At 70.1% G+C, this 25,234-nt stretch carries 28 protein-coding genes; 15 read left to right on the forward strand and 13 right to left on the reverse strand.

Translation table 11 applies throughout. The features are described 5' to 3' along the window. Positions 1 to 92 precede the first annotated feature (92 nt). From B0I29_RS28920 to B0I29_RS28930, 3 genes are all read left to right on the forward strand, one after another. On the forward strand, positions 93 to 434 hold the full coding sequence (locus tag B0I29_RS28920) for a hypothetical protein (protein ID WP_111652264.1): 342 nt from the start codon (positions 93 to 95) through the stop codon (positions 432 to 434). Next, on the forward strand, positions 431 to 1,072 hold the full coding sequence (locus tag B0I29_RS28925) for a nucleotidyl transferase AbiEii/AbiGii toxin family protein (protein WP_111652265.1): 642 nt from the start codon (positions 431 to 433) through the stop codon (positions 1,070 to 1,072). The genes B0I29_RS28920 and B0I29_RS28925 overlap by 4 nt, the downstream gene beginning before the upstream one ends. 97 nt (positions 1,073 to 1,169) lie before the next feature. Further along, positions 1,170 to 1,586 (forward strand): MarR family winged helix-turn-helix transcriptional regulator, encoded by a 417-nt coding sequence (locus tag B0I29_RS28930; RefSeq protein ID WP_111652266.1) that lies wholly within the window; start codon positions 1,170 to 1,172, stop codon positions 1,584 to 1,586. On the opposite strand, the gene B0I29_RS28935 is transcribed toward B0I29_RS28930, so the two are convergent. The 4 genes from B0I29_RS28935 to B0I29_RS28950 are packed head-to-tail and all read right to left on the reverse strand — an operon-like array spanning position 1,551 to position 6,198. Beyond that, on the reverse strand, positions 1,551 to 3,605 hold the full coding sequence (locus tag B0I29_RS28935) for a putative bifunctional diguanylate cyclase/phosphodiesterase (RefSeq protein ID WP_111652267.1): 2,055 nt from the start codon (positions 3,603 to 3,605) through the stop codon (positions 1,551 to 1,553). The two genes, B0I29_RS28930 and B0I29_RS28935, sit on opposite strands and share 36 nt — an antisense overlap. After that, positions 3,574 to 4,383 (reverse strand): SAM-dependent methyltransferase, encoded by an 810-nt coding sequence (locus tag B0I29_RS28940; RefSeq protein ID WP_111652268.1) that lies wholly within the window; start codon positions 4,381 to 4,383, stop codon positions 3,574 to 3,576. The genes B0I29_RS28935 and B0I29_RS28940 overlap by 32 nt, the downstream gene beginning before the upstream one ends. Positions 4,384 to 4,420: 37 nt before the next feature. Next, on the reverse strand, positions 4,421 to 5,566 hold the full coding sequence (locus B0I29_RS28945; protein ID WP_220091424.1) for an acyl-CoA dehydrogenase family protein: 1,146 nt from the start codon (positions 5,564 to 5,566) through the stop codon (positions 4,421 to 4,423). Continuing rightward, positions 5,563 to 6,198, reverse strand: coding sequence for a TetR/AcrR family transcriptional regulator (locus B0I29_RS28950; protein ID WP_111652270.1), 636 nt, complete (start codon positions 6,196 to 6,198; stop codon positions 5,563 to 5,565). The genes B0I29_RS28945 and B0I29_RS28950 overlap by 4 nt, the downstream gene beginning before the upstream one ends. A 123-nt stretch (positions 6,199 to 6,321) precedes the next feature. Between B0I29_RS28950 and B0I29_RS28955 the strand changes: the two genes are divergently transcribed. Further along, a complete protein-coding gene (locus tag B0I29_RS28955; RefSeq protein WP_111652271.1) occupies positions 6,322 to 9,312 on the forward strand; it encodes a type II toxin-antitoxin system Rv0910 family toxin in 2,991 nt (996 codons plus the stop codon). Then, positions 9,312 to 10,898, forward strand: coding sequence for an acyl-CoA synthetase (locus B0I29_RS28960; RefSeq protein ID WP_111652272.1), 1,587 nt, complete (start codon positions 9,312 to 9,314; stop codon positions 10,896 to 10,898). The genes B0I29_RS28955 and B0I29_RS28960 overlap by 1 nt, the downstream gene beginning before the upstream one ends. Positions 10,899 to 11,040: 142 nt before the next feature. On the opposite strand, the gene B0I29_RS28965 is transcribed toward B0I29_RS28960, so the two are convergent. Both B0I29_RS28965 and B0I29_RS28970 read right to left on the reverse strand, forming a co-directional pair. Beyond that, positions 11,041 to 11,865, reverse strand: a complete 825-nt coding sequence (locus tag B0I29_RS28965; protein ID WP_111652273.1) for a glycosyltransferase family 2 protein — start codon at positions 11,863 to 11,865, stop codon at positions 11,041 to 11,043. A 245-nt stretch (positions 11,866 to 12,110) separates the two neighbouring features. Then, complete coding sequence (locus tag B0I29_RS28970; protein WP_111652401.1) at positions 12,111 to 13,097, reverse strand: NADP-dependent oxidoreductase; 987 nt, start codon at positions 13,095 to 13,097, stop codon at positions 12,111 to 12,113. Positions 13,098 to 13,171: 74 nt separating this feature from the next. On the opposite strand from B0I29_RS28970, the gene B0I29_RS28975 reads away from it, so the two are divergent. After that, positions 13,172 to 14,080: an AraC family transcriptional regulator gene (locus tag B0I29_RS28975; protein WP_111652274.1), complete on the forward strand. Its 909-nt coding sequence runs from the start codon at positions 13,172 to 13,174 to the stop codon at positions 14,078 to 14,080. Here the strand turns inward: B0I29_RS28975 and B0I29_RS28980 are convergent. Together B0I29_RS28980 and B0I29_RS28985 are read right to left on the reverse strand one after the other, a co-directional pair. Then, positions 14,074 to 14,733, reverse strand: coding sequence for a DivIVA domain-containing protein (locus tag B0I29_RS28980; protein WP_111652275.1), 660 nt, complete (start codon positions 14,731 to 14,733; stop codon positions 14,074 to 14,076). The genes B0I29_RS28975 and B0I29_RS28980 overlap by 7 nt on opposite strands. Positions 14,734 to 14,778: 45 nt before the next feature. Further along, positions 14,779 to 15,717, reverse strand: a complete 939-nt coding sequence (locus tag B0I29_RS28985) for a LysR family transcriptional regulator (RefSeq protein ID WP_111652276.1) — start codon at positions 15,715 to 15,717, stop codon at positions 14,779 to 14,781. Positions 15,718 to 15,783: 66 nt separating this feature from the next. Between B0I29_RS28985 and nadE the strand changes: the two genes are divergently transcribed. After that, entirely contained in the window at positions 15,784 to 16,608 is an 825-nt protein-coding gene (gene nadE / locus B0I29_RS28990) for an ammonia-dependent NAD(+) synthetase (RefSeq protein WP_111652277.1), read from the forward strand. A gap of 121 nt (positions 16,609 to 16,729) precedes the next feature. Continuing rightward, positions 16,730 to 17,839: a TDT family transporter gene (locus B0I29_RS28995; protein ID WP_111652278.1), complete on the forward strand. Its 1,110-nt coding sequence runs from the start codon at positions 16,730 to 16,732 to the stop codon at positions 17,837 to 17,839. Here B0I29_RS28995 and B0I29_RS29000 read toward each other — a convergent pair. Next, complete coding sequence (locus tag B0I29_RS29000; protein ID WP_111652279.1) at positions 17,832 to 18,905, reverse strand: DUF3616 domain-containing protein; 1,074 nt, start codon at positions 18,903 to 18,905, stop codon at positions 17,832 to 17,834. The genes B0I29_RS28995 and B0I29_RS29000 overlap by 8 nt on opposite strands. 276 nt (positions 18,906 to 19,181) lie before the next feature. On the opposite strand from B0I29_RS29000, the gene B0I29_RS29005 reads away from it, so the two are divergent. Genes B0I29_RS29005 through B0I29_RS29015 form a run of 3 tightly spaced genes read left to right on the forward strand, consistent with a single transcriptional unit; the run spans position 19,182 to position 21,277 of the window. Further along, a complete protein-coding gene (locus tag B0I29_RS29005) occupies positions 19,182 to 19,553 on the forward strand; it encodes a YciI family protein (protein WP_111652280.1) in 372 nt (123 codons plus the stop codon). After that, positions 19,541 to 20,752: an RNA polymerase sigma factor gene (locus B0I29_RS29010; protein WP_111652281.1), complete on the forward strand. Its 1,212-nt coding sequence runs from the start codon at positions 19,541 to 19,543 to the stop codon at positions 20,750 to 20,752. Before B0I29_RS29005 ends, B0I29_RS29010 begins: the two co-directional genes overlap by 13 nt. Positions 20,753 to 20,767: 15 nt before the next feature. Continuing rightward, the gene (locus tag B0I29_RS29015) at positions 20,768 to 21,277 is read left to right on the forward strand and encodes an SMI1/KNR4 family protein (protein ID WP_181558015.1); all 510 of its coding nucleotides are present in this window, start codon (positions 20,768 to 20,770) and stop codon (positions 21,275 to 21,277) included. Here B0I29_RS29015 and B0I29_RS29020 read toward each other — a convergent pair. Continuing rightward, positions 21,229 to 21,513: a DUF3817 domain-containing protein gene (locus B0I29_RS29020; RefSeq protein WP_111652283.1), complete on the reverse strand. Its 285-nt coding sequence runs from the start codon at positions 21,511 to 21,513 to the stop codon at positions 21,229 to 21,231. The genes B0I29_RS29015 and B0I29_RS29020 overlap by 49 nt on opposite strands. Before the next feature lies 1 nt (position 21,514). Next, positions 21,515 to 21,949 (reverse strand): hypothetical protein, encoded by a 435-nt coding sequence (locus tag B0I29_RS29025; RefSeq protein ID WP_111652284.1) that lies wholly within the window; start codon positions 21,947 to 21,949, stop codon positions 21,515 to 21,517. A gap of 96 nt (positions 21,950 to 22,045) precedes the next feature. Between B0I29_RS29025 and B0I29_RS29030 the strand changes: the two genes are divergently transcribed. Next, positions 22,046 to 22,993 (forward strand): GlxA family transcriptional regulator, encoded by a 948-nt coding sequence (locus B0I29_RS29030; protein WP_111652402.1) that lies wholly within the window; start codon positions 22,046 to 22,048, stop codon positions 22,991 to 22,993. On the opposite strand, the gene B0I29_RS29035 is transcribed toward B0I29_RS29030, so the two are convergent. Further along, complete coding sequence (locus B0I29_RS29035) at positions 22,987 to 23,382, reverse strand: VOC family protein (RefSeq protein ID WP_111652285.1); 396 nt, start codon at positions 23,380 to 23,382, stop codon at positions 22,987 to 22,989. The two genes, B0I29_RS29030 and B0I29_RS29035, sit on opposite strands and share 7 nt — an antisense overlap. 1 nt (position 23,383) lies before the next feature. Further along, the gene (locus B0I29_RS29040) at positions 23,384 to 23,680 is read right to left on the reverse strand and encodes an ArsR/SmtB family transcription factor (RefSeq protein ID WP_111652286.1); all 297 of its coding nucleotides are present in this window, start codon (positions 23,678 to 23,680) and stop codon (positions 23,384 to 23,386) included. A 291-nt stretch (positions 23,681 to 23,971) separates the two neighbouring features. Here B0I29_RS29040 and B0I29_RS29045 point away from each other — a divergent pair, with 291 nt between their 5' ends. The 3 genes from B0I29_RS29045 (at position 23,972) to B0I29_RS29055 (ending at position 25,212) form a co-directional block, all read left to right on the forward strand. Next, entirely contained in the window at positions 23,972 to 24,160 is a 189-nt protein-coding gene (locus B0I29_RS29045; RefSeq protein WP_111652287.1) for a hypothetical protein, read from the forward strand. Between the two features lie 49 nt (positions 24,161 to 24,209). Further along, positions 24,210 to 24,506: a hypothetical protein gene (locus tag B0I29_RS29050; RefSeq protein ID WP_111652288.1), complete on the forward strand. Its 297-nt coding sequence runs from the start codon at positions 24,210 to 24,212 to the stop codon at positions 24,504 to 24,506. Between the two features lie 67 nt (positions 24,507 to 24,573). After that, on the forward strand, positions 24,574 to 25,212 hold the full coding sequence (locus B0I29_RS29055; RefSeq protein ID WP_111652289.1) for an alpha/beta fold hydrolase: 639 nt from the start codon (positions 24,574 to 24,576) through the stop codon (positions 25,210 to 25,212). Positions 25,213 to 25,234 lie beyond the last annotated feature (22 nt).

The following is a 25,234-nucleotide window of genomic DNA, read 5'->3' on the forward strand; positions in this document are numbered from 1 at the left end:
TTTGTTATAACGCACCAACAGCACACCCCCTAAAGCATCCTAGGAACCTAGGGGCTTGCCTTTCCGGGGTTGTGCCGGTTTACCCTGAGGGCATGTCCGCGAGCGCAACCCCCGTGATGCACCTGGCCCGGCCGCACAGGCCGGTCGTCGTGGCGGGGACTCTGAGCGAGTTGCGCGGCCCGACTTCCGGCCTTGTCGAGTTGCCGCTGCGCCTTTGGTGGCACCCGCAGCGGGCGTTCGATCTGAGCCAGCGCACGATGCTGTTGTGGATGTATGAGAACGTGCTCCGCGAGGCAATTCGCGCCGACGAGCTGCGCAATCATTTGGACGGCCCGACACTGGCCCGGTTGTGGCCCGAGCTCAATCTGCCGCGCGGAGTCCGTGCCGCTTGGGAAGCGCGCCATCCCCGGCTGCGCACTCACGTCGCCGCGTGAGCGTCGACGACTTCTTTTCCGACATCGCGAAAATTGCTCTAGCGGTTGCGGACAAACACGGTTTCGTCCTCGGCGGCGGCGTGGCCTGGCTGGTCAACGGCCTGGTGGCCCGCCCCACCGAGGACATCGACCTGTTCACCGACACGGCCGGCGGCGTGCGGGCGGCCGCGGGTGAGGTGACGGCGGCGCTGACCGCTGCGGGATACCGCGTGGTCCGCGAGGAGGGCGACGAACTGTTCGCCGGCATGGACACCGACATCCAGGAGTTCCTCGTCGCCGGCGACTCCCGCGCGCTGCGCCTCACCCTCTGCCGCCTCGACCGCCACCGCGCCCCGGTGGTCATGGACGTCGGTCCCGTGATGCACCTCGACGACCTGGTAGCCACCAAGGTCGCCGCCCTGGTCAACCGCCGCGAGGTCCGCGACTACATCGATGTGGCGGCGGCTCTGGAACGCTATCCCCTGGAGCAGATCATGCGGCTCGCGCACGCGGCCGACCCCGCTCTGGATCCGGAGGACATCGCGGACGCCGGTCGCTATCTGGATCGACTGGATGACGCGCGGTTCGCCCTGTATGGCCTGGATGCGACCGCGATCTCCGACCTTCGCTCACGCTTGGCCGATTGGCCAAGATCCTGAGGGTACGCCTCAGCGCAGGCCCGTTCCGGCGAGCAGTGTTCCGCACACCGACCGGCTGGTTGACCTCAACTGAACTTCAGGTTCTATCGTTCGCGGCATGAACGATCCCGTGGTGGAGCCGGCCGCTTACTGGGCCGGCAAAGCGCACGCCGCGCTAACAGCGTTCACCCGGGCCCGGCAGGCTGAGCTGGGGCTGACGCACACCCAGTTCTGCCTGCTCTGCGCGCTGACCGACGACGACGGCCAGACGATCTCCGAGCTGGGCCGTGCTTTCGGCGAACAGCGACCCGGAAGCGACGACCTCGCCGCCGAAGCGGAACTCCTGCTCGACCAGAAGCGCATCAAGGTCGATCGCCACGGCCGCCTCTGGATCACCACGGCCGGCCGGGAAGCCTGCGACCACCTCCGCCAGCACCTGCCCGAGATCACCGCCCGGATCCACCACGGCATCCCGGACGCCGACTATCAGCAGGCCCTGTCAGTGCTGCAGCAGATGATCCGCAACGTCTCGTGAGCGCCGCAGCAGCTCGGTGATCTCCGGCGCCCGCTGCGGCCGGGCGAACAGCCAGCCCTGCCCGGTGTCGCAGCCCAGATCACGCAACCGATCCGCCTGCGGCTGCGTCTCCACGGCCTCAGCGGTGACGGATAACCCGATCGCATGGGCCAGCCGCACGATGGTCTCGACGATCTGCTGGTCGACCACGGAAGCCGACGACAGCCCGTCAACGAACTGCCCGGCCAGCTTCAGGATGTGCACCGGCAGCCGGCGCAGGTACGCGAGGTTCGAATATCCCGTACCGAAGTCGTCGATCGCGAGGCGGATGCCGCGATCGGCGAGTGCGCGCAACGGGGCCGAGTCGTTGTCCATCACGGCGCTCTCGGTCAGTTCGAGCACGAGCAGCGACGGATCCAGACCGCTGCTCGCCAGGATCTTGTCGACGTCCGCCGGCAGGGTGGGCTCGTGGACCTGCGAGACGGTCATGTTGACGCTGACCGACAGCTGCGCGTCCGGGAAATCCCGGGCCCAGCAGGCGGCCTGCGCGCACGACTCCTCGAGGACCCAGCGCCCGAGCGCCAGAATGACGCCGGTCTCCTCGGCGAGCGGGATGAACCGATCGGGGCTGAGTTCACCGTGCACCGGATGCTGCCAGCGCACCAGCGCTTCGACACCGCTGAGCCGCCCGTCGGCCAGCGACACCAGCGGCTGGTAGACGAGGCTGAACTCCCGCCGGTCGAGAGCGTCGGGCATGGCGGCGGCGAGTTCGTACCGGGCGGCCTGCCGGGCGTCACGGTCGGCGTCGTAGGTGACGTACCGCCCGCGCCCCTCGGACTTCGCGACATAGAGCGTCAGGTCGGCGGCCTTCATCAGCTCGGCCGGGCTGGTCTCCGCGACAGCGCTCTCCACCACTCCGATGCTGGCCGACAGCCGGGTGCGGTGCTGGCCGAGCTGGTAGGGCCGGGACAGCGACTTCAGCACACTCTCGGCGAGGCTGGTCAGCTCGGCGGGACCGGCCGGGTTCTCGACGAGCAGCACGAACTCGTCGCCGCTCATCCGCCCGGCGATCCGGCGCGGCCCGGACGTGCAGGCAAGAAGGCGGTGCGCGACCGTGACCAGCAATTCGTCGCCGACCTGGTGCCCGAGGGTGTCATTGATCCGTTTGAAGCCGTCGAGGTCGAGGAAGCAGACGCCGACCCTGGCGTCCGGACCGGCATGGTCGAAGATCCGCTGGAGGCGTTCGGCGATCATCGCCCGGTTCGGCAGGCTGGTGAGCGGGTCGTGGGTCGCCTGGTGTTCGAGGCGGTCCTGCAGGCGCAGCCGGTCGGTGATGTCCTGGACCATGGCGATGGTGAACTCGGGCGCGCCGTCCTCGTCCCGGATCAGCGACGACGTCATGTCGGTCCAGACCACCCCGCCATCGGTACGGTAATAAGCCTTCTCCAGCCGCACGAAGTCCCGTTTCCCGGCGATCAGCTCCTCGTAGAGCTGCCACATGTGCGGCGGGTCGCTGGGGTGGCCGAGATCGGGCACCCGCAGGGTGGACATGTGCTCGACGGTGTACCCGAGCAGATCGGCGAAGGCCTGGTTGACCCGGACGATCTGCCCGTCCATCGTGCTGATCCCGATGCCGACGGCAGCGTTCTGGAAGACGGCGCGCATCCGTGACTCGCTGCTGCGCAGGGCACGTTCGGCGGTGGCGTGGGCGGCGAGCACCGCCGCGTTGAGCCGTTCCTGCTCGGCCATGGTGGCGGCGCGCAGGGCCTGAGCGAAGCCGGTGGACACCCGCGCTGCGACCGCTTTATCGTCCAATATCCGAATTGTTGCCGCCAGCACCGACGGGTCGGCCAGATGCGCCTCGACCAGGGCCGCGCCCACCGCCTCGGGAGCGTCGTCAAGCATGGTCGTGAGCATCTCCAGGAACACGTCCAGCGACGCCGAGTCCATGGGCACGAACACCGACCGGGTCAGCTCCTGCCGCCAGCGCCGGGCGAACACCGCGGTGTCAGCCCTTGCGCGCCACGCCGGCGTACGCACCGACCCGCTCCGGATGCTCGTCGACCGGGTCCTGCGCGTCGGGTCGCCACTGCGGGATGAACACCAGACCCGGCTCGACCAGGTCGAAACCACTGAAGTACGCGGTGACCTGCTCGCCGGTCCGCAACGCGATCTCGGTGCCGGTACGCGACGACAAGCGCTGCGCCTCGATCACCTCGGGCGGCTGGCCGTCACCGGTGGCGTGCGAGATGAGCAGAAAGCTGCCCGGCACGAGGGCGTCGCGCAGGGCCGCGACCGCCGCGCCGGGGTCGTCGCTGTCCGGCACGAAGTGCAGCACCCCGGCGAGCAGCACGGCCACCGGCTCGGTGAAGTCGATGAGGCCGAGCTTCTCGCTCTCCGCGATGATCCGGTCGGCGTCGCGGACGTCGGCGCAGATCACCCCGGTGCCGCCGACGCCGGACAGGATGGCCCGGCTGTGCTCGACGGCGACCGGGTCGATGTCGACGTAGACGACAGTGGAGCCGGGGGCCGCCTCCAGGGCGATCTCGTGCACGTTGCCGGCCGTCGGGATGCCGGATCCGATGTCCAGGAACTGCCGGACGCCCTGCCCGGCCAGGAATCGCACGGCGCGGCGCAGGAAAACCCGGTTGGAGCGCATCGTCTCACCGATGTTCGGGGTCATCGACGCGATCTGTTCGGCGAGCGCCCGGTCGACGGCGAAATTGTGCGCACCGCCGAGAAAATAGTCGTAGACGCGGGCGGCACTGGGCCGATTCACGTCGATGCCGGCCGGCACCCAGTCGGTCGTTTCCGTCACGATGGACCCCTCGCATCGACAGATCACACGGTATCGATCAACGACCGTACCCGAAAATCTTTGCGGCGAGGTCGGTCATCACCTCAGTTGCTCCCGCACCGATGCCGAGGATGCGCGTGTCGCGGTAATGCCGCTCCACTTCACTCTCCCGCATATACCCCATTCCGCCGTGCAGCTGCACCGCCTCGTCGACCACGTATTTGCAGGTCTCGACCGCCGCGTTCTTCGCCAGGCACACTTCACCCGCCACGAACTCTCCGGCGGCATGCCGCCGGGCCACTTCCCTGGTGTACGCACGAGAAAGCTCGATGCGCTGCCTCATCTGCACGAGTTTGTGCTGCACCACCTGCCGTGCGATGAGCGGCTTGCCGAATGTCTCGCGCTCGCGGCAATAGGCCAGCGACAGGTCGAGACACCGCTGCGCCACCGAGTACGCGTGCACCGCGGCGATGATCCGCTCCGGCACGAAGACCTGGCCGATCAGCTGGAACCCGCCGTTCTCCGCCCCGACCAGGTTGCGGGCCGGCACCCGGCAGTCGACGAACGACAGCTCCGCGGTGTCCGAGCAGAGCCAGCCCATCTTGTCGAGTTTGCGGGAGACAGTGAATCCGGGCGTGTCCCGCTCGATCACCAGCAGGCTGATGCCGGACGCTCCCGGCCCGCCGGTACGCACGGCCGTCGTCACGAAGTCGGCCCGGATCCCGGAGGTGATGAACATCTTCGCGCCGTTGACGACGTAGTCGTCGCCGTCCCGGACCGCGGTGGTACGCAGATGGGCCACGTCGGAGCCGGCGTCGGGCTCGGTGATGCCGAGCGAGCAGACCCGCTCACCGGCCAGGGCGGGCCGCACGAACCGTTCGATCAGATCCTGGTCGCCGCTGGCGATGATGTGCGGCAGCGCGATGCCGTGGGTGAACAGCGCCGCATGCGCGCCGGAGGAGCCGCCGGCCTCGAGGAACGCCTCGGTGGCGACCACCATGTCGAGGGTGTCGCCGCCGTCGCCGCCGATCTCCTCCGGAAACCCGACGGCGAACAGGCCGGCCTTGGCGATCTCCCGGTGCACCTCGCGCGGGATCTGCCCGTCGCGTTCCCAGCCGGGCAGGTTCGGGAGGATCTCCCGGCTGACGAACTGCTTCATCGCTGCTGCGAGCGCCGTGCGTTCCGCGGTTTCGATCATGCTCAGCTCCTTCGGGGGTTTTCGACCAGGGTGTCCGGGTCACGGCGTCCCAGCAGGATCGCGGCGGCCCGCTTCCAGCGGCGGATCAACATCTCGCGGCTCGCCAGGTCGCCGCTGACGATGCCGGTCATGGCGAGGCCGGTGAGCACCTCGAACGTGAAGTGCACGACCGTGTCGACGCGCGGATCGTCGTCGAGCAGCTCGCGGGCGTGCGCCCGCAGCGTCCCGAAGATCTCTTTCTCGACCGCGACCAGCGCGTCGCGCAGGGCGGCGTCGGTACGGGCGGCGTTCCAGAGTTCGAGCGCCGCCCAGAAGATCGGCGACGAGAAATGCCGCCACACCGCGTCGATGAAGTCGTCCAGCGATCCGGCCCCCGCGGGCATCGCGGCGATCTCGGTGGCCAGCCCGTCGAGGCGGCGGCGTGCCACGTGCTGCACCGCGCCGACCAGCAGGTCCACCTTCGTCGGGAAGTGGTGCAGCAGGGTGCCCCGGGGCACGTCCGCCCTGGCCAGGACCTCGGCCGTGGTGGTTTCGGCGTAGCCGCGCTCGACCAGGCACTGCACGGTCGCGTCCAAGATCTTCGATCTTGTCGCTTCGCTGCGCTGCGCCTGAGTGCGCCGGCCCTGTTCCACAGTCACGCCAAATACCGTACGACTTGACTGTTAGTTCGGTCCACTACGGATTTCCAGCGCGTTAAGACGGGTCTTGTGGTGACCGCCGTCACTCGCTTACCGTCACGCCAGACTGTTAGGGAGTCGTCTATGCCCGCTCGTCAGCGCCTCGCCATGCTCCGCGCGGTCGCCGCGTCGGCGCTGCCCCGGCGCGCACGACCGGCCAGCACGGCAGCGGACCTCACGCCGCCGCCGCGTGAGCTGAAATACCCGTACGCCGCCTCGTCTGAGATCAACGCCTCCCCCGAGGCGGTCTTCGCGGTCCTCGCCGACCCGGCGCGGATGGCGGACTGGCTGATCATGCACACCGGCTGGGTGGGCGAGCCGCCGGCTGCGATCGCCGACGGCGCGCGCTTCGCGCAGCGCGTCAAGCTCATGGGCATGCCCACCGAGGTGCGTTGGACGGCTTCTGGGGTACGCGTACCGAGCACCATCTGGCTCGACGGGACCGGGCCGATGGGGATCGTCGTCGGGCTCTACCTGTCCCTCGGGGCCGTGTCGCTCGGGGCCGGCCGGCCCGGGACGCTGGTGCGCATCGACGGCGGCGTCGAGGGCGGATCGGCCGACGGGCCGCTGGGCCCGATGGTGGCCCGCAACCTGGCCGACGCGATGACCAAGTCCCTGGCACGTCTGGCCACTGCGGTCACCACGGGCACCGGGGCCGGCCGGCGCGGTGCGGCTTCCGATCCTTCTCGGTCACGGGGGCCCTCGCCCGTACCCGATGTGGCCTCCGCAAAGGCGGCGCTCGCGGCAGCGAGGCCGCGCCTTCCCAAGCCCGCGCCGGTTCGCCACGAGCGGACCGGCAGGGAGATCGACGCGTGGACGCCGGTGATCGTCGGCGTGGGTCAGGTGTCCGAGCGGTCCACCGATCCGCTCGGCGCCGACCCGGTCTCCCTCGCCGTTCGTGCGCTGCACGCGGCGGAGCAGGACAGTGGCGCCGCCGGGCTGCTGTCGTCGGCGGATTCGGTCGCCTACGTGCCGAGTGTGTCGTGGCAGTACCCGGACGGCGCCGCCCTGATCGCCGCGGCCGTCGGAGCCCGGCCGGCCGAGACCGTGCGCAGCAGCACGTTCGGCGGCGACGGCGGGCTGCGGCTGGTCAACGACGCGGCCGCGACGATCGCTTCCGGACATGCGTCGATCGTCCTGGTCGGCGGGGCCGAGGCTGCCGCCACCGCCGCGGCCGCCGAGAAGGCCGGGCGCGACCTGGGCTGGCCGGACCAACCGGAGGGCACGGCGGCTAGCCGGGTCGTCGGGGTTGATCGCGAACCCAACAACGAACCCGAGACGACGGCCGGCCTGGTAGCGCCGATCTACCTGTACGCGCTGATCGAGTCGGCGGTGCGCGGCAAGCTCGGCCTGTCCGTTTCTGACCATCAGGAGCGGATCACGTCGCTGTGGTCGCGGTTCTCGCAGGTCGCGGCCGGAAATCCGTTCGCCTGGCTGCCGGAGCAGCGCGATGCGGCGTCGCTGGCGGCGGTTACCGAGGAGAACCGGCCCATTGCGGCGCCCTATCCGAAATTGCTGACCGCGCATCTGCAGGTGAATCAGGCGACCGGCGTCATCCTGTGCAGCGCCGCGGCCGCCGTGGCAGCGGGGATTCCGCAGGATCGGTGGGTCTTCCCGCACGCCGGGGCGCACGCGACGGATGAATGGTTCGTTTCCGAGCGGGCCTCGCTGGCGTCGTCGCCGGCTATTCGTGCCGCCGGCCAGGCTGCCCTGGGCCATGCCGGGCTCGACAATTCCGATATTTCACATGTCGACCTCTACGCCTGCTTCCCGTCGGCTGTGGAGATCGCGGCTGAGGAGCTGGGACTGTCGTTGGAACGGCAGCTGACGGTCACCGGTGGGCTCACCTTTGCCGGGGGGCCGGGTAACAATTACTCGGGGCATTCCATTGCTAATCTCGTACCCTTGTTGCGGTCTGAGCCGGAAGCGTTCGGCCTGGCCAATGCGCTCGGGTGGTATGTGACCAAGCACGCCGTAGGCGTGTTCTCGGCTCGGCCGCCCGCCCAGCTCTATGCGGACATCGATGCTGATGTGCGGATGGATCGTCCGCCGGCGCGCAAAGCGCTGGAGTCCTATGCCGGGCCGGCCGTCCTGGAGGCCTTCACGGTCCCCTATGACCGATCCGGATCACCGTCCGCTGCGGTGATCACGGCGATCGCGCCGGACGGGTCGCGGGTGGTGCGGCGGGTGACCGACCGCGCGCTGATCGACAGGTTGCTGTCCTCGGACCCGCTCGGCTGGGGTCTTGATTTCTCCGCCGGGTCTGTTTCGGTCATCGACACGGCCGGGCTCTATGTTCTCCCTGCTCCCGCTGAGCCTCCGCTGATCGTCGAGCGGCGCGGGCCGGTCACCGTCCTGCGGCTCAACCGGCCCGCGGTGCGCAACGCGATCGACCTGACCACCGCCCGCGCCCTGGAACGCGCCGTCGACGACTTCGAGGCCGACCCGGCCGCCCGCGTCGCCGTGCTGACCGGCAGTGATACCGCCTTCTGCTCCGGGATGGATCTCAAGGCGGCCGCCCGCGGCGAGTACCCGATCACCGAGGGACGCGGCCTGCTCGGCATCACCGCGCGGCCGCCGCGCAAGCCGCTGATCGCCGCGGTCGAGGGCGCCGCACTGGCCGGTGGCTGCGAACTCGCCCTCGCCGCCGACCTGATCGTCGCCGCCGAGGACGCCCAGTTCGGCATCCCCGAGGTGAAGCGGGGCCTGGTGGCGGCGGCCGGCGGTGTGCTCCGGCTGGCCCAGTCGCTGCCCCGCAGCACCGCCCTGGAACTGGCGTTGACCGGCGCGCCCCTGCCGGCCCGGCGCCTGTACGACCTCGGCCTCGTCAACCGGGTGACCTCACCCGGCAAGGCCCTGGAGATCGCGATCGAACTGGCGCAGGAGATCGCCGCCAACGCTCCCCTCGCCGTCCTGCTCTCCAAACGCATCGTCGACGAGCACCGCGACTGGAACACCGCGGAAGCCTTCGACCGTCTCTCCGACATAGCCGGCGAGGTGATCGGTTCCGCGGACGCCCTCGAGGGAATCCGCGCCTACGCCGAAGGCCGAACCCCCCAATGGAAGGGCTTTTGATGAGCACGCTCGAGCACCTGCACGCGGTCCTGCGGATGCACCAGATCGGCATCGTCAACCTGACGCGCCCGAACCGGCTGCTGAAGATGGCCTCCAACAACGGCAAGCTCGGCCCGCAGGCAGCTCTGATCATGAAGGCGGCGTCCGAGCACCCGGACGCGCCGGCGCTGACCGACGAGCGCGGCACGCTCACCTACCGGGAGCTCGACGAGCAGTCCAACGCCCTCGCGCACGCGCTGAAGAGCTTCGGCCTGCCGGACCGGTCCGTCGTCGGCGTCCTGGCCCGCGACCACCGCGGGCTGCTGCTGGCGATCAGCGCGACCGCCCGGGCCACGCTGCGGCTCGCGCTGATGAACACCGGACTGGCACCGCAGCAGCTCGCCCAGGTGGTGGAGCGGGAAAAGGTCAAGATCCTGCTGCACGACGAGGAATTCACCGACCTGACCGCGCAGGTGTCGATCCCGCGCTATCTGACCTGGGGTTCCGCGGGTGGGACCACCATTGAGGAGCTCGCGGCGGGGCGACCGGCGACCCCGCTGCCGTTGCCGGACCGGCCGGGTGGCTTCATCATCCTGACCAGCGGGACCACCGGGCTGCCGAAAGGCGCGCCCCGCACCAAGGTGTCGCCGCTGGCCAGCGCGCTGATCGCGGACCGGATCCCGTTCCCCCGGCAGGGCGCGGCCGTGTTCGCCTCGCCGCTGTTCCACAGCACCGGGTTCGGGGCATGGACCGTCGGGCTGTCGCTGTCCAACCACGCCATCCTGCTGCGCCGCTTTGACGCCGAACGCATCCTCGCGGCCATCGCCGACCACCGCGCCGAGATGCTGGTCGCCGTGCCGACCATGCTCACCCGGATCCTCGCCCTCGGCCCCGACATCATCAACAAGTACGACACCTCGTCGCTGAAGTCCGTCTTCGTGGCCGGCTCAGCCCTCGCACCCGACCTGACCGCCCGCTTCCAGGACCAGTTCGGCGACGTCATCTACAACGTGTACGGCTCGACCGAGGTCGCCGTCGCGACGGTCGCCCAGCCGGCCGAGTCCCGGCGGGCACCGGGAACCGTGGGCAAGCCGCCGGTCACCGTGCACGTGGCGCTGTTCGACGCCGACGGGGTCCGGGTGACGACGCCGGGGACGATCGGGCGGGTGTTCGTGCGTACCGGCATCCCGTTCGAGGGCTACACCGACGGCCAGCACAAACAGGTCATCGACGGCTTCATGTCCACCGGCGACCAGGGCCACTTCGACGCCGAAGGCCTGCTCTTCATCGACGGCCGCGACGACGACATGATCATCTCCGGCGCGGAGAACGTGTATCCGGTGGAGGTGGAGAACCTGCTCGCCGCCCGCGAGGACGTCCTGGAAGCGGCGGTGATCGGGGTCGACGACGCGGAGTTCGGCAAGCGGCTGCGGGCGTTCGTGGTCCCGGTCGAGGGCGCGGTCCTGGAGGCCCAGGACATCAAGGACTACGTACGCGGATCCCTGGCCCGCTACAAGGTCCCCCGCGACGTGGTGTTCCTGCCCGAGCTCCCCCGCAACCCGACAGGCAAACTGATCCGCCGCGACCTCCCAGACGGCCCCCTCTGACCCAGGCCGAGCTGAGCCGATCTTGTTGAGTTCCCCGACCCGTGTGCGGGGAACTCGACAAGATCGAGCGGGACCTGTTTCCGGACGGATTCACGCAGGGCCCCGGTGGGCGGACCTACCACTACGAACCCGGCTGACGCGGTCAGGCGACCTGGCTGGACATCGGGTTCTTGCGGGCCGCGCAGGTCGGGCGGGACTCGTCGTTCTGGCGGTAGAGGCGCTTCATCACCGGGTATCCGATCAGCAGTACCCGGGCCATCACCCACGCCCGGGCGTACGAGCCGCCCCGGCCCAGGTGGTCGGCGTAGCCTCGCTCGGTCATCAGCAGGTACTGCCGGAAACTGCGGTAGTCACTGCGGATGCGGCGCGCGGACGTCTCCGCGACCAGGATCCGGGCGTAGTGCACGGCGTGGCCGCCCCGGTGCAGGTGGATGCCCAGGTCCAGATCCTCGTGCATGTGCTCGGCGACGCACAGGGTCGGCGACACCGCCTGCCACGCGGTCCGGCGGATCACCATGTTGGCGCCGAAGACCCAGTCGAGCCGGCGACTGCGGCCGACACTGCACAGGCCGCGCAGCATCGCGTCGCCTCGGGCCACCACGCCGGGCATCGCCGAGTCGTAGTACCGCACCGGGCCGGTCGCCGCGTCCACCGCCGGATCGGCGAAGAACGCCCGTACCTGGGCCAGATAGTCCGGTGGCAGCCGGGTGTCGGCGTCGATCCGCACGATCAGGTCGCCGGTGGCGGCGTCGAAACCGGTGTTGCGGGCGTGCTGGACGCCCTGCCGCACCTCGTGCAGCACGAGGACACCGCGCAGCCGAGCCTCCGCCACGGTGCCGTCCGCCGAGTTGTTGTCCACGACGATGATCTCGTCAGCCGGTTCGGTCTGAGCGTGCAACGCGTCCAGACAGGGGCCGATCACGCCCTGCTCGTCAAACGCGGGAACGACAACGGTGATCCGAGCCATGACCCACTCCTCGAAACAACCCCGCCGGAAGTTGTGATGAGGATCTCCGGGCCGCGTTCCCCGGTCAACGTCCACCCGGTTAACAGCTCGCTCTCCGGACACGAACAGTGCCCACCCAGCTCAGAGGACCGGTTCCGCAGTGCCGGCGACCAGAGGACCGTCGTGCCGGCGGCCAGCTCAAGGGACCAGACCCGTCGTGCCCGCAGCCAGCTCACGCCACCAGGACCACCGTGCCCGCAGCCGGCTCACGGCACCAGGATCGTCTTGCCGGCCGGCAGGTCACCCGTCTCCGCTTCGGCATGCACCTCCCCCAGCTCGATCAGCGGCCGCACCGCGGCGATGTCGACAGTGACCACGCCGGCGTCGACCAGAGACACCAGTTCGGACAGCTGGCCGGGATCGTCACGCATCACGAAGTGGACATCAGCGCCTGCCCAGGTCTCGCTGCCGGCCGCAGCGCCCGCCCAGGTCTCGCTGCCGGCCGCAGCGCTCGCCCCGATCCCGGCGCCGGCCATGGCTCTGGGAACGGTCGCCGACACCACCACTCCGCCCGGCCGGACCAGAGCGGCCAGGGCCGGGTCCAATGGCTGCGGCACGAAATGCAGCAGCACGTCGACACTCTCCGGCAGCTCCGGCAGCGTCAGATCAGCGCCGGCCGCCACCGCCGCCTCGGCGCTGCGCGACGACGCCACGGCGAACACCTCGGCCCCGGCATGCCGCGCCAGCTGGATCGCCAGCCGGCCGATCGCCCCGGCACCGTTGACCAGGACCCGCTGCCGGGCACCCGCCGCGCCCGTTCCAACTGCGCTGGCACGCACCCGGCCGTGCTCGAACACCGCCTGCCATGCGGTCAGCCCGGCGATCGGCAATGCCGCCGCGTGTGCCAGCGGGATCGTCGCCGGCGCCCGGACCAGCGCGGACGCCGGCGCCACCGCATAGTCCGCCGCGGCGCCGCCGTCGAGACGCCCGATCACCCGGTCACCGACGGCCCAGCCGTGGACGCCCGGCCCCAGCTCGGAGACGGTTCCCGCGACGTCCCAGCCCATCGTGTAAGGAAGGCCGACCTCGACGACCGATCGGAGCAGGCCACGCCGCAACCCCACCTCGGACGGGTTGAACGACGTGCCCGCCACCCGCAGCTGAACCTCGCCGGGACCCGGTGAAGGCCGGTCCATCTCATCGATGGTGATCAGCCTCGATTCCCCGTACCCCTGCAATCGCCAAGCCCGCATGGCAACCACCGTAAGCAAGCCGCGCAGGACGGGGAATGTTCTTTGGTCTCTGATTCATATGCCAAAGTCTTCTTATGGACGTGCTCAGCGACGCGCTAGCGTCGATGCGAACCGGGCGGGTGCGCAGCGCACGGATGGGGTGGGACCGGCCGTGGGCGCAGGCGTTCGCTCCGGTTCCCGGCTCGGCGGGCTTCCACGTCGTGCTGCACGGTGAGTGCTGGATGCTGCGTGACGACGCCGAGCCGCTGCATCTGACCACCGGCGACGTGGTGTTCCGGCCGCACGGCGAGGGGCACGTGCTCGCCGATGCGCCGGGCACCCTGCCGGTCACGCCGGCCTGCGATCCGGGCGGTCCGATCATCGGGCCACCGCCCGGCGGAGAGGAGACGATCACGCTGTGTGGGGCGTACGAACTCGAGCCGGACCTGGTCCATCCGCTGATCAGCAGCCTGCCCGAGGTGATCCATCTGCCGGCGCAGCCCGGTCTGGGTGGCACGGTGGCGCAGCTCGCCGCCGAGCTGAGCACGCCGGGACTGGGCAGCGACGCGCTGGTCCCGGCCCTGCTCGACACGATGCTGGTGCAGGTCCTGCGCACCTGGCTGCACCGCGACCACGGCGAGCATCCGACCGGCTGGTCGGCGGCGCTGCGGGACCCGGTGACCGGTACGGCGCTGCGGGCCATGCACCGCGACCCGGCGCGGGACTGGACGGTGGCGGCCCTCGCCGCGGAGGCGGGTCTGTCACGGGCGCCGTTCGCCCGCCGGTTCACGGCGTTGCTCGGGCTGCCGCCGCTGGGTTATCTGACCTGGTGGCGGATGACCACGGCGGCCGGGCTGCTGCGCCGCGGCGACCAGCCGTTACGGCACATCGCCGAGCGGGTCGGTTACGGCTCGGAGTTCGCCTTCGCCGCCGCCTTCAAACGGCGGTTCGGGGTCGCGCCCGGGCGATATCGCCGGGCACGACCCTCAGCCGAGCGTCACTGATAGTCGCTGGGCGCGTCCGCGTCGCGCAGCTGGCGGTCCACGTGGTCACGCAGGGCCGCCAGATATGTCGACGCCAGCTGACCCAGCTGGCCGATCTCCTGCTCCAGCGCGGCCCGCTCGACCACGATGTTGGACAGCGCGGCACCGTGGTCACGCTGCGCGGCCGACTCGAGGTTCTCCGCGGAGACACGGGCCTCGGCGACGAACTGGTCGGCACGGGCCTGCGCCTCGGCGACCAGGCCGTCGGCCTCGGTCCGCGCCTCGCGCAGGTGATCGTCGGCGGTGCGCTGCGCCATCATGAGCACGCGCAGGTTCCGATCGTCGCCTCCTCCGGCTCCCCCCGCGGGGCCGGAGGCACGTGCCCGTTCCAGCTCCGCCTGCAGGTCACCGGCGTACTGCTCGGCCCGGTCCCGCTCGGCGGCGAGCTGGGCCAGCATGCCGCGCAGCTGGGCGAGGTCCTCGTCAGGCCTATCGGGACGGTCGGGGCGGGTGGTGACCCGGCCGCGCAACGAGCTGTTCTCCTCGATGAGGCGCGACAGCTCTTGTTCGACCTCGTCGAGGAAGGCGTCGACCTCTTCCTCGCCGTAACCGCGCCGACCGGTCGGCGGCGATTTGAAGGCCATGTTCTGTATGTCGGCAGGGGTGAGTGGCATCCTGCTCCTCAGGCGGGGCATCGGTTCGGCAAGGCGCAGCCCAGCCTACGCGCTCGAAGCACTGATGTGGGTCAGCAGTGCCCGCAGAGCACCGGCAGGTGGGACCCGCGGACCGGCCCAGATGGCACGAAGGTCGCGTTCCAGGCGCAGTCCCGTGATCGGCACGTGGCGCAGCCGCCCGGATCGGAGATCGTCACCGGCTGCCAGCCGGCTGACGACGGCCGGGGCCGCGCCGGCGAGCACCGCGGCCCGGACGGCGGCCGCGGTGGACAGTTCGAGGACGGGGGCCGCCTGGCGTACGTCGCCGCCCAGCGCCTCGCGCAGCGCGGCGGTGAGATAATCCCGGGTTCCCGATCCCGGCTCGCGGGTGACCATGGCGGCCGCCGCCAGCTCGGACGCGGTCACCGGCTCCCGGCGCCGGGCCCACGGATGCCCCGGCGGCGCGACCAGCACCAGCTCGTCGTGGCCGACCACCCGGCTGCGCAGGCCGCGCGGCACCTTCGGCCCCTCGATGAAACCCAGGTCAGCGGTGTTCTCCAAGACCTGCTCGATGACGTGGTCGCTGTTCGTGGCGGTCAGCACCACCCGGATCGGCGTCTGCCCACGCCGCGCCGCATCAGCGTGAAGCCCCACGAGCCAGCCCGGCAGCAGATGCTCGGCGACGGTGAGGCTGGCGCTGACCCGCAGCGTGCTCCGGCTGTCCTCGCGCAGCGCCGCCAGCCCGGCGTCCACCTCGGCCGCCAGCTGCAGTAACCGGTCCGCCCACTCGACGACCACAGCGCCCTGCGGGGTGAGCTCGGCGCCGCGCGGGGTCCGGGTGGCGAGCCGCACGCCGGTGCGCGCCTCCAGCGCGGCGAGCCGCGCCGAGACCGCCTGCTGGCTGAGGCCGACCTCGCGGGCGGCAGCGCTGAGACTCCCGGTCCGGGCCACCGCGAGCAGCATCTCCAGGGCGGCGAGGTCCGGCATCCGGGGGCTCAGGGTCACAACCCCCGAGGGTACGGGTCACCAGCGCGAGCTTCGGCGACCTGCGGATCCCCTAGAGTTCGTCAGGTGGCTAACCGTCGTGAGCAGATCATCGCCGAACTCGGCGTGAAGGCGACCATCGACCCCGCGTCGGAGGTCCGCGCCCGGGTCGATTTCCTGAAGGACTACCTGCGGTCCACTCCGGCCACCGGTTACGTGCTGGGCATCAGTGGCGGCCAGGACAGCACCCTGGCCGGCAAGCTGTGCCAGCTCGCGTGCGAGGAACTGCGCGCGGACGGTCGCGAGGCGACGTTCGTGGCGGTCCGGCTGCCGTACGGCGTCCAGGCCGATGAGGACGATGCCCAGGTGTCACTGGGCTTCATCACCCCGGACAGGTCGGTCGCGGTCAACGTGAAACCCGGCGCCGACGCCTCCGCCACCGCCGCCGCGACAGGCCTGGACCTCTACTCGCTGCGCGACTTCGTCCGCGGCAACATCAAGGCCCGCGAGCGGATGCTGCTGTGGTACGCCCTCGCCGGCGAACTCAACGCCCTCGTCGTCGGCACCGACCACGCGGCCGAGGCGGTGACCGGCTTCTTCACGAAATACGGCGACGGCGGCGTCGACGTGACCCCGCTGACCGGGCTGACCAAACGGCAGGGCGCGGCGTTGCTGCGGGAGCTGGGTGCGCCGGAGAGCTGCTGGCGGAAGGTACCGACAGCCGATCTGGAGGACGACCGGCCGGCACTGCCGGACGAGGAGGCGCTCGGCCTGACCTACACCGAGATCGACGATTATCTGGAGGGCAGGGAGGTCACGGCAGCGGTGTCGGAGCGGGTCGAGGGCCTGTTCCTCGCGACCCGCCACAAGCGAACCGTCCCGGTCACCCCGCTCGACGACTGGTGGCGCTGATCGCGGCTCGCGCCGCGCTTCGGGTCACAACCGGATTTGGTACGGGGATACAACCTCAGCTTGTGACTCCACAACATCATGCCTGCTACCGGACGGGCCGGGTCTCCGCGATCGTGTAGTCGTGAGCCCTTACGCCGAACCCCTGCTCCGGCCGACGCCGGCAACGCGCCGCGCGGTCATCCCCGCAACGCCGTCCTCGAAGCCGGCGATCACGCCCAACTGGTTCGCGGCTGTCATGGGTACCGGCATCGTCGCCACCGCCGCGGTGTCGCTGCCGGTCGGCGGGACCTGGCTGCGACCGGCCGCCACCGTGGTCTGGCTACTCGCCGCGGCCCTGCTGGCGGTCCTGCTCACGGCCGCCGCCCGGCGCTGGCGGACCGTTCTGGATCACCGCGCCGACCCGGTGATGGCGCACTTCTACGGCGCCCCGCCGATGGCCCTGCTGACCGTCGGCGCCGGCACGCTGCAGCTCGGCCCGGCCGTCATCGGACCGGCGGCCGCGCTCGCGATCGCCTGGACGCTGTGGTTCGCCGGCACCGCGGCCGGACTGTTCGCCGCGGTGGCCGTGCCCTACCTGCGATTCACCCGCCACGCCGCCGCAGGCCCGAAGACTCAGGACGCGGCCTTCGGTGGCTGGCTCATGCCGGTGGTGGCGCCGATGGTCTCGGCGGCCACCGGGGCGCTGCTGGTCCCGCACGCCCCGGCCGGGCAGACGCGGCTGACCCTGCTGCTCAGCTGTTACGCGATGTTCGGCCTCAGCCTGATCGCCGCCCTCATCACGATCACGATGATCTGGCAGCGGCTCGCCCTGCACGCGGTCGGCCCGGCCCGGATGGTGCCGACGCTCTGGATCGTCCTCGGGCCGATCGGCCAGGCCATCACCGCCGCGAACCTGCTCGGAGGGGTCGCGGGGACGGCGCTTCCGCACGCGTACCAACAGGGGTTTGAAGCGCTCGGGATCGTCCTGGGTGTGCCGCTCTGGGGTTTTGCCTGCCTGTGGGCGAGCCTGGCGGCGGCCGTGACCGTGCGGACCGCGCGCCAGGGGCTGCCGTTCTCGCCGACGTGGTGGTCGTTCACGTTCCCGGTGGGCACCTGCGTGACCGGCACGGCAGCGCTGGCCGCCCACACGGGTTCGGTGATGTTCGAGGTGGTGGCGGTGGTGCTCTACGCCGCCCTGGTCGCCGCCTGGCTCACCGTGGGGGCACGCACGCTGAAGACCCTGGTCAACTAGGCAGGCGGACGATGTCGGCGACGATGGCGCCGTCGTCGGTCATCCGGGCGGCGGCCGGGCTGTCATAGACGACCAGCAGGCGGCCATCCTCGGCCGGACCGATCAGGCCGATGCCCTCGGCGTGGTCGTCGCCCTCGCCGAACGTCAGCTCCAGCTCGCGGCGGATCTTGTCGGCGCGGACGATCTCCGGCATCTCGGCGCGGCAGGCGTCCAGCCAGCGGTAGATGCGGACCGGGCCGTCCAGATCCATCGTCGGACCGGCCAGGATCAGCATGTCCTCGCCGGACGGGCACAGGTCGCGCACACCGAGCCCGTCGAGGTCGAGCACGTGCTTGCGGTACGGCAGACCGTCCTCGAACTCGTGCAGGCGCAGGCGCGTCGGTTCGGCGGGGTTCACGTACGGGCGGATCTCCAGGACGAACGCCCAGCCGCGCAGGACCGGGCCGCGCAGGCCGAGGTAGACCCGGTCGCCCTGGACCGCGATGCCCTCGATGTCGAGGCCGTTGTCCTTGCTCGGGATCGCCAGGAACGCCGACAGGTGCTCGTCGTAGCGCAGCAGCTCACGCAGGTTCTCGTGCGGGGCAAGGACGGCGGCATGATGAACCTCGCCGTCATAGGTAGCCGACGGGACCAGGGTGGGCAGGTCGTCGACGTCGACGACGGGGATGCGTACCAGGATCTGGCGGTTGTCCTGGCCGGTGATCCGGGAGAGGCGCTTGAGCGCTTTCGGTCCGGAGTGCCGGTCCTTGATCTGGCGGCGGCGCAGGCCGTGCGAGCCGACCGCCCAGAGGAACCGGCCGGTACGCGCGATGCCCTCGATGTCGGCTTCCTCGTCCGGGTCCTCGCCGGGCAGCGTCACGAAGTCGGCGAGGCGGAAGGTCCGCTCGTCGCCGTACTCGGTGGGCTTGAGCTCGTCGTTGGCGGTGAGGCGTTCGATGGTGGCGGTCTCGTCACCGGCCAGCCAGATCACCTTGCCGTCGGTACGCACCGCGGAGAGGTTCGTGTGGGTGGCCGCGTCCTGCGAGGCCTGGCCGAACCAGAGGAGAACCGTCCGTTCAACTGTCACAAGGTCACATGGTGGCAGTTGAAGTCACGTCGCAGGATCGGAAGACCGGTCAGCGCGCGGGAACAGTCGGTCCACAGCGGCGACCACAGCGTCCCGGCCCGCCGGGGACATCATTGAGCGACCTCGCCGCGATCAGCGAGATCCTCCCGGCCGGCGGCCACGGCGCCCGCTACGCCGAACGGGGCATGCCCGTCTGGATCTGATCCGCCGCGGGTGACGATCGGCGGGATGCTGGATCGTCATGGTGGTAGGAGAACCCTACGGAAGGATCGGGCCATGCGTTATGCGCTGCTGATGCACCACTTCGAACCGGGCGAGGGCGAGCTCAGCGAAGAGATCATGCTCGAAGGACAAAAAGCCTTTGATGTGTACGGGAAAGCGCTGCACCAGGCCGGCGTTCTCGTCTCCGCGGACGTGCTCGCGCCGTCGCTCGCCACGACGACCGTGAGCCGCCCCGACGGTGAGCTGCGGGTGCAGGACGGTCCGTTCGCCGAGAGCAAGGAGGCGCTGGCCGGGGTGTTCCTGATCGACGTCCCGGACCTCGACGCCGCACTCAGCTGGGCGGAGAAGTGTCCGGGCGCGCAGTGGGGTTCGGTGGAGATCCGGCCGGTCGCGACGAGTTTCATCGACGGTGGATGGACCCGTTAGCCGGCGCCGAGGTGGCCGCCCGGGACAGTTACGGGCGGCTCCTCGCCCTGCTCTGCGCGGCCACCAGCGACGTCGCCGCGGCCGAGGACGCCCTGGCCGACGCGTTCGAGCGGGCCGTGCGTACCTGGCCTGACCAGGGTGTTCCGGCCAACCCGGACGCGTGGCTGCTCGCCGTGGCCCGCAACCGGCTGCGGGACTGGTGGAAGTCAGCGGCGTTCCGCCGGACCGTCGCGCTCGACCCGGAGCGGGACGCGCCGGCGTACCTCGACGCGCTTCTTGATGAGCTTCCCGATCGGCGGCTGGAGCTCATGCTGGTCTGCGCGCACCCGGCGATCGACCGGGCCGTGCACACCCCGCTCATGCTCAACACCGTGCTCGGTTACACCGCCGAGCAGATCGGGCGCGCTTTCTCGCTGCCGGCGGCAACGATGGCCACCCGTTTGGTACGCGCGAAAAAGCGGATCAAAACGGCCGGCATCCCGTTCCGCATCCCCGGGCGGGAGGTCCTGCCGGAACGGATGGCGGCCGTGCTCGAAGCCGTCTACGGCGCCTATGTGATCGATTGGCCGGGCGCGGAACGCGTACCCTCGGAGTCTTTGCACCTGGGTGAGGTTCTCGCTCAGCTCGCGCCCGATGATCCTGAAGTGCGCGGCCTGGCCGCGCTGGTGCTGCTGTCGCAAGCGCGGGCCGGGGCACGGATCGACGACGGCCGGTTCGTGCCGCTGGCTGATCAGGATCCGGCGCGGTGGGATCGGGGTTTGATCGAGCGGGCGCACGAGCATCTGCGGGCCGCGCACGCGCAGGGGCGGGTCGGTCGTTTCCAGCTGGAGGCGGCGATCCAGGCGACGCACTGCGCCGGGGCGGCCGATCCGCGGACACTGCTCGGGTTGCACCGGGCGCTGCACACGCTGGCGCCGTCGCTCGGCGGCGGGGTCGCGCTGGCCGCCGTCACCGCCGAGGTGGAGGGCGCGGCGGCCGGCCTGGAGGTGCTCGACGCGGCGCTGCCTCCCACCGGCGCCCGTTTCCAGCCGGCCCACGCGGTCCGCGCACATCTGCTTTCCCTGGTCGGCCGGCACGCCGAGGCGCTGTCCGAATATGACAGCGCGATAGCCCTGACCCACGACACGGCCGAGCGGCAGTATTTGACGGACGTGCGTAGGTCCTTAACCACGCGTTCGCCCTCTGCTGACGACCGTTAGCCAAAGATCATCCGCGTGACTGACGACGAAATCCTGGCCGCCCTGCGGGAACGGGTCGCGCAGGGCCGGCCGACCGATCTGACCGGCGACTTCCCGCTGGACGAACCCGCGTCACCGGCCGCGATCAGCGAGGCGGAACAGATCATCGGCTATCCGTTGCCACCCCTGCTGAAACGCATCTATCGCGAAATCGCCAACGGCGGCATCGGGCCGGATGGCGGCTTCGAGGGCCTTCGTGACGGCTACGTCAGCGACGAAGACTCCATGCTGGACGTCTGCACCTCGATTCGTGAGGACACCGACGAGCCGCCGATTCTGCCGCCGGGCGTCCTGTTCTTCTGCAATTCCGGATGCGCCATGTGGGACCTTCTCGACTGCCGCGACCCGGAGGGCCGGATGTGGTCGTGGGACTCCGGCGAGCGTCACCGGCTCGACATCACCTTCACGGAATGGATCAGCGCCTGGCTGGAGGACCGTTACAAGGAGGTCGTCGGCGATCCGGCCCGGCGGCTGCCCGACGAGTGACGGATCTGGCGCAGGGCCAGCAGGCCGCCAATTCCGGGGGTGAGGGACAGCAGTTTCGCGCGGGTGCTCGCGGTCTTCTCGGACACGGTCAGGATCACGACCATGAGGTACGCGAAACCGTGCACCGGACCGCCCAGCGAGGTGATCGCCGGGAAATGGGCGGTCGCCAGGTTGAGCAGCAGAATCGAAAGGGACAGTAGTTCGGCGATCGCCGCGATCTCCAGGGCTCGGCGCATTTCAGGCGCCTGTCGTGGAGCCGGGGCGGACGATCATCAGGATCACGACGACGGCCCAGAGCAGGTTGAAGATTCCGGTCAGCATGCCTAGCCGGGCCGGTGGGAAGGGCTCGTCCGCGAGGACCTTGCTCTGACCGGGAAGGATCACCACGCCGAGCAGCACGGCGGCTATCAAGGTCAGGGCGATCGAAACGAGCAGCCACGCGTCGGTCAGCACGCCGAGGCTGCTTGCGGTGGCCAGGCCGAAGACCGGGACGGCGACGCCGAACAGGGCGTACACCCGGCAGATGCGGTGCAGCAGGCGCAACGTGGTCCGGTCGCGATCGGTGCCGGTGGAACGGCGGGCCGCCGCCGGGAACATGCTCGCCGCCACCGTCACCGGGCCGATCGCGATGATCGCCGCGAGGACGTGCAGGCTGAGAAGGAGCTTGGTCACGCCGGGAAACGGTAGTGATCAGCAACGGTCACCGGCAGTGGCTGGATTGCCCACCTCCAACGGGTTCTGGCCAACCTGTTCGATAGCGTGGCCGGCATGCACATCGTGGCGGTCCTGGCGCTGGACACGGTCATCCCGTTCGACCTGTCGACGCCGATCGAAGTGTTCAGCCGAGTCCGGCTCGCCGACGGGACCACGCCCTACGAGGTCCGGGTCTGCGCGATGACCGAAAATGTCGATGCCGGGGCGTTCACCCTGCGGGCGCCATGGGGATTGGACACCCTGCTGGAAGCGGACACGATCATCCTGCCGGGTTGTGCTGAGGTGCTGTCACCCGTACCTCAGGAAGTTGTTGATCATCTGCGCAAAGCCGCCGCCGGCGGCAGCAGGCTGGCCTCCATCTGCGCCGGCGCTTTTGTTCTTGCCGCGACCGGGTTGCTGGACGGGTTGCGGGCCACCACGCATTGGCTCGCGGCGGCGCGGCTGGCCGAGCGTTTTCCGGACATCGACGTGGATCCGGACGTGCTCTACGTGGACAACGGGCAGTTCCTCACGTCGGCGGGAGCGGCAGCCGGGCTCGACCTGTGTCTGCATCTGATCAGGCGCGACCACGGGTCGGCGGTGGCCGCCGACGCGGCGCGGCTGTCGGTGATGCCGCTGGAACGCGACGGCGGGCAGGCGCAGTTCATCGTGCCCGAGCAGCCGCCGACGCCGCGCGGATCCACCCTCGAACCGCTGCTGCAGTGGATGCAGGAGAACACCGACGCCGATCTCACCCTGGGCGAGATCGCCGCGCACGGCGACATGAGCATTCGTACGCTCAATCGGCGGTTTCGCGAGCACACCGGGACGACACCGTTGCAGTGGTTGCTGAGGGCTCGGATTCGCCGGGCGCAGCATTTCCTGGAAGCCACCGATGAGCCTGTTGAGGTGATCGCGGGGCGGGTCGGATTCGGGTCGGCGACCGCTTTCCGCGAGCGATTCCAGCGAGTTGCCGGGACCAGTCCGCAGAATTATCGGGCTGTCTTTCGCCGTCGTCACTGATTCATATGAACAATCTGGATCAGGTTTCCGCAGGTGTCGTCGAGCACGGCGGTGGTGACCGGGCCCATGCTGGCCGGCTCCTGCACGAATCGCACGCCGAGGTCGCGGAGCCGCTCGAATTCGGCCTGTACGTCGGTGACGAGGAATGACGTGAACGGGATGCCGTCGTTCACCAGGGCTTCCTTGAACGGCTTGGCGGCGGGGTGACCGTCCGGCTCGAGCAGCAGCTCGACGCCGTCCGGGTCCTCCGGCGAGACCAGGGTGAGCCAGCGATCGCCGGCCTCGCTGATCGGGACGTCGTTCTTCACCACGAATCCGAGTTTGTCGCTGTAGAACCGCAGCGCCTCTTCTTGATTACTGACGAGAACGCTGGTGACGTGGATCCGCATGTTAAAGCTCCTTGTTTTCGCTCGGTTTCCAACGATCGGTGAGGCGGTCGAGCGGGCGGGTGTCGATGTCGTGGAACTTGTAACGACCCTCGCGGCGACTGGTGACCAGACCGGAATTGATCAGAACGTCGAGGTGCTGGGAGATCGCCTGCCGGGACGAGCCCAGTTGATGCTTCATGGCCAGCCGCGAGCAGATCTCGAACAGCGTCTGCCCACCCCGCTCCGCCAGCTCATCAAGAATCTTCCGGCGCGTGGGATCGGCCAGCGCCTTGAAGACGTCACCGTCGGCCTCCCTCACGCCCCGATGATAGGCAAGTAGCCACTTGCCTATCAAGCCCTTCCGCGGATCTCAGGGACGTGCGTTCGCCACGCCACACGATCGTGTCCGGCTGGCTGACTCCGCTGAACCTGCTGGTCCATGCTGCTGCTCCTGCCGTTCCGGTGGATCGGGGTGAAGGGGTTGAACAGCAGCGGTCAAATTCGGCAACAAACGGCAAATAGCCAGCAACATTGACCGGTTAAGCTCGGGGTGGATCGGTCGCGGAGGGCTTGAGCCGGGTACGCCCGGCGCCGAAGGGGTGACGCCGCCATGCATCACGACATTCTGGACCTGCTCGACGACACCCTGACCCGGCTGCTGCACGTGCGCGGCGAGTTGTCCGCGGCCCGGCGGGTGCTGCCCGGTGAGCGGCAGACCGCGGTGGAGCGCGCGATCGAGGCGGCCGAGGAATTCTCCGCGTCCGCGACCGGCCTGCTCAACGGGATCTCCAAGCCGTAAGCGCATTCCCCGCTGGCGATGGTGAGCCGGCGCCGGTTAACGTCTGCGGATGACCGCGCGCAATCACCGGAGCCTTCCGGTCGTCGTGGTCATGGTCCTGGCGTTGATCGTTCTGGTCGCCGGTGGGGTGATCCACACGTCGCATCGCAGCGGTGGCGTGGCCCTGTCGATCGACGACCACTGCGAGACACATCAGCCGGACGCCGGCCCGGCACATCGGGTCAAGCAGCCCGCGCCGCGGGCCGAGGTGGTGGCCCTCCCCGCCTTTCACGTGACCACTCGACCGGTCACCGTCGTCAGCTCGCTCACCGATCCGCCTCCGGCACCGCTGAACCTGCGGGTGTAGGAGCCCCCCGCGCACCCCCGTGCGCGCCGCTCCCCCATCCCCCGTTCCGCCCGCAGGAGAGCCCGCCATGCACCCCCGCCCGCCGTGCCGGAGCACGCACACGTTCACCATCGCCGGAAGCCGTGTCGCCTACGACCGCTGGTCCGGGCCCGGCCGTCCGGTACTGCTGTTGCACGCCCTGCTGTTCGACCGTACCCAGTGGTGGCCCCTCGCCGCCGACCTGGCCGCGTCGTGCACTGTCGTCGCGCCTGACCTGCCCGGACACGGCGAGTCGCCGATGTGGACGGGCTGCACGCCGGAGCAGGTCGCCGGTGTTCTGGCCCGGCTCGTGGAGAGTCTGGGATTGCGGCGGGCGCCGGTCGTGGTCGGGCACGCCACCTCGGCGCCTCTCGCCACCGCGTTCGCCGATCACTTCGCCGTGCATGGTGTCGTCACGGTCGACGAGCCGGTGGACCTGGCCGGGTCGGGGCCGGCGGCCGTCGTGGCGGCGTCCGGGGTGGACCGGGTGCCCGAGCGGTTCCGGTCGTTCGCGGAGCCCCGGGAGGATCCGGGGCTTGTCGCCGCGTACCGATCCTGGCTGGACCGTCCCTCGACCCTGCGCCCGGTGCCGCACGCCCGTCACCCGGCCGACGACCTCAACCCGCCGCGTTTCACCCCGCTGTCGGATCCGGAATCGCTGGCGTCCCGGATCCAGTACCTGCTCTGACGTACCCGTCGAGCAGGAGCGT

This window comes from Actinoplanes lutulentus (genome assembly GCF_003259845.1).
GTDB classification, from domain to species: Bacteria; Actinomycetota; Actinomycetes; order Mycobacteriales; family Micromonosporaceae; genus Actinoplanes; species Actinoplanes lutulentus.

Bases quoted from the DNA above. Each gene is read 5' to 3' on its own strand.
- B0I29_RS28920 (WP_111652264.1), top strand. From the start codon at position 93: ATGTCCGCGAGCGCAACCCCCGTGATGCACCTGGCCCGGCCGCACAGG.
- B0I29_RS28930 (WP_111652266.1), top strand. From the start codon at position 1,170: ATGAACGATCCCGTGGTGGAGCCGGCCGCTTACTGGGCCGGCAAAGCG.
- B0I29_RS28955 (WP_111652271.1), top strand. From the start codon at position 6,322: ATGCCCGCTCGTCAGCGCCTCGCCATGCTCCGCGCGGTCGCCGCGTCG.
- B0I29_RS28960 (WP_111652272.1), top strand. From the start codon at position 9,312: ATGAGCACGCTCGAGCACCTGCACGCGGTCCTGCGGATGCACCAGATC.
- B0I29_RS28965 (WP_111652273.1), bottom strand. From the start codon at position 11,865: ATGGCTCGGATCACCGTTGTCGTTCCCGCGTTTGACGAGCAGGGCGTG.
- B0I29_RS28970 (WP_111652401.1), bottom strand. From the start codon at position 13,097: ATGCGGGCTTGGCGATTGCAGGGGTACGGGGAATCGAGGCTGATCACC.
- B0I29_RS28975 (WP_111652274.1), top strand. From the start codon at position 13,172: ATGGACGTGCTCAGCGACGCGCTAGCGTCGATGCGAACCGGGCGGGTG.
- B0I29_RS28980 (WP_111652275.1), bottom strand. From the start codon at position 14,733: ATGCCACTCACCCCTGCCGACATACAGAACATGGCCTTCAAATCGCCG.
- B0I29_RS29005 (WP_111652280.1), top strand. From the start codon at position 19,182: ATGCGTTATGCGCTGCTGATGCACCACTTCGAACCGGGCGAGGGCGAG.
- B0I29_RS29010 (WP_111652281.1), top strand. From the start codon at position 19,541: ATGGACCCGTTAGCCGGCGCCGAGGTGGCCGCCCGGGACAGTTACGGG.
- B0I29_RS29020 (WP_111652283.1), bottom strand. From the start codon at position 21,513: ATGCGCCGAGCCCTGGAGATCGCGGCGATCGCCGAACTACTGTCCCTT.
- B0I29_RS29030 (WP_111652402.1), top strand. From the start codon at position 22,046: ATGCACATCGTGGCGGTCCTGGCGCTGGACACGGTCATCCCGTTCGAC.
- B0I29_RS29035 (WP_111652285.1), bottom strand. From the start codon at position 23,382: ATGCGGATCCACGTCACCAGCGTTCTCGTCAGTAATCAAGAAGAGGCG.
- B0I29_RS29045 (WP_111652287.1), top strand. From the start codon at position 23,972: ATGCATCACGACATTCTGGACCTGCTCGACGACACCCTGACCCGGCTG.
- B0I29_RS29050 (WP_111652288.1), top strand. From the start codon at position 24,210: ATGACCGCGCGCAATCACCGGAGCCTTCCGGTCGTCGTGGTCATGGTC.
- B0I29_RS29055 (WP_111652289.1), top strand. From the start codon at position 24,574: ATGCACCCCCGCCCGCCGTGCCGGAGCACGCACACGTTCACCATCGCC.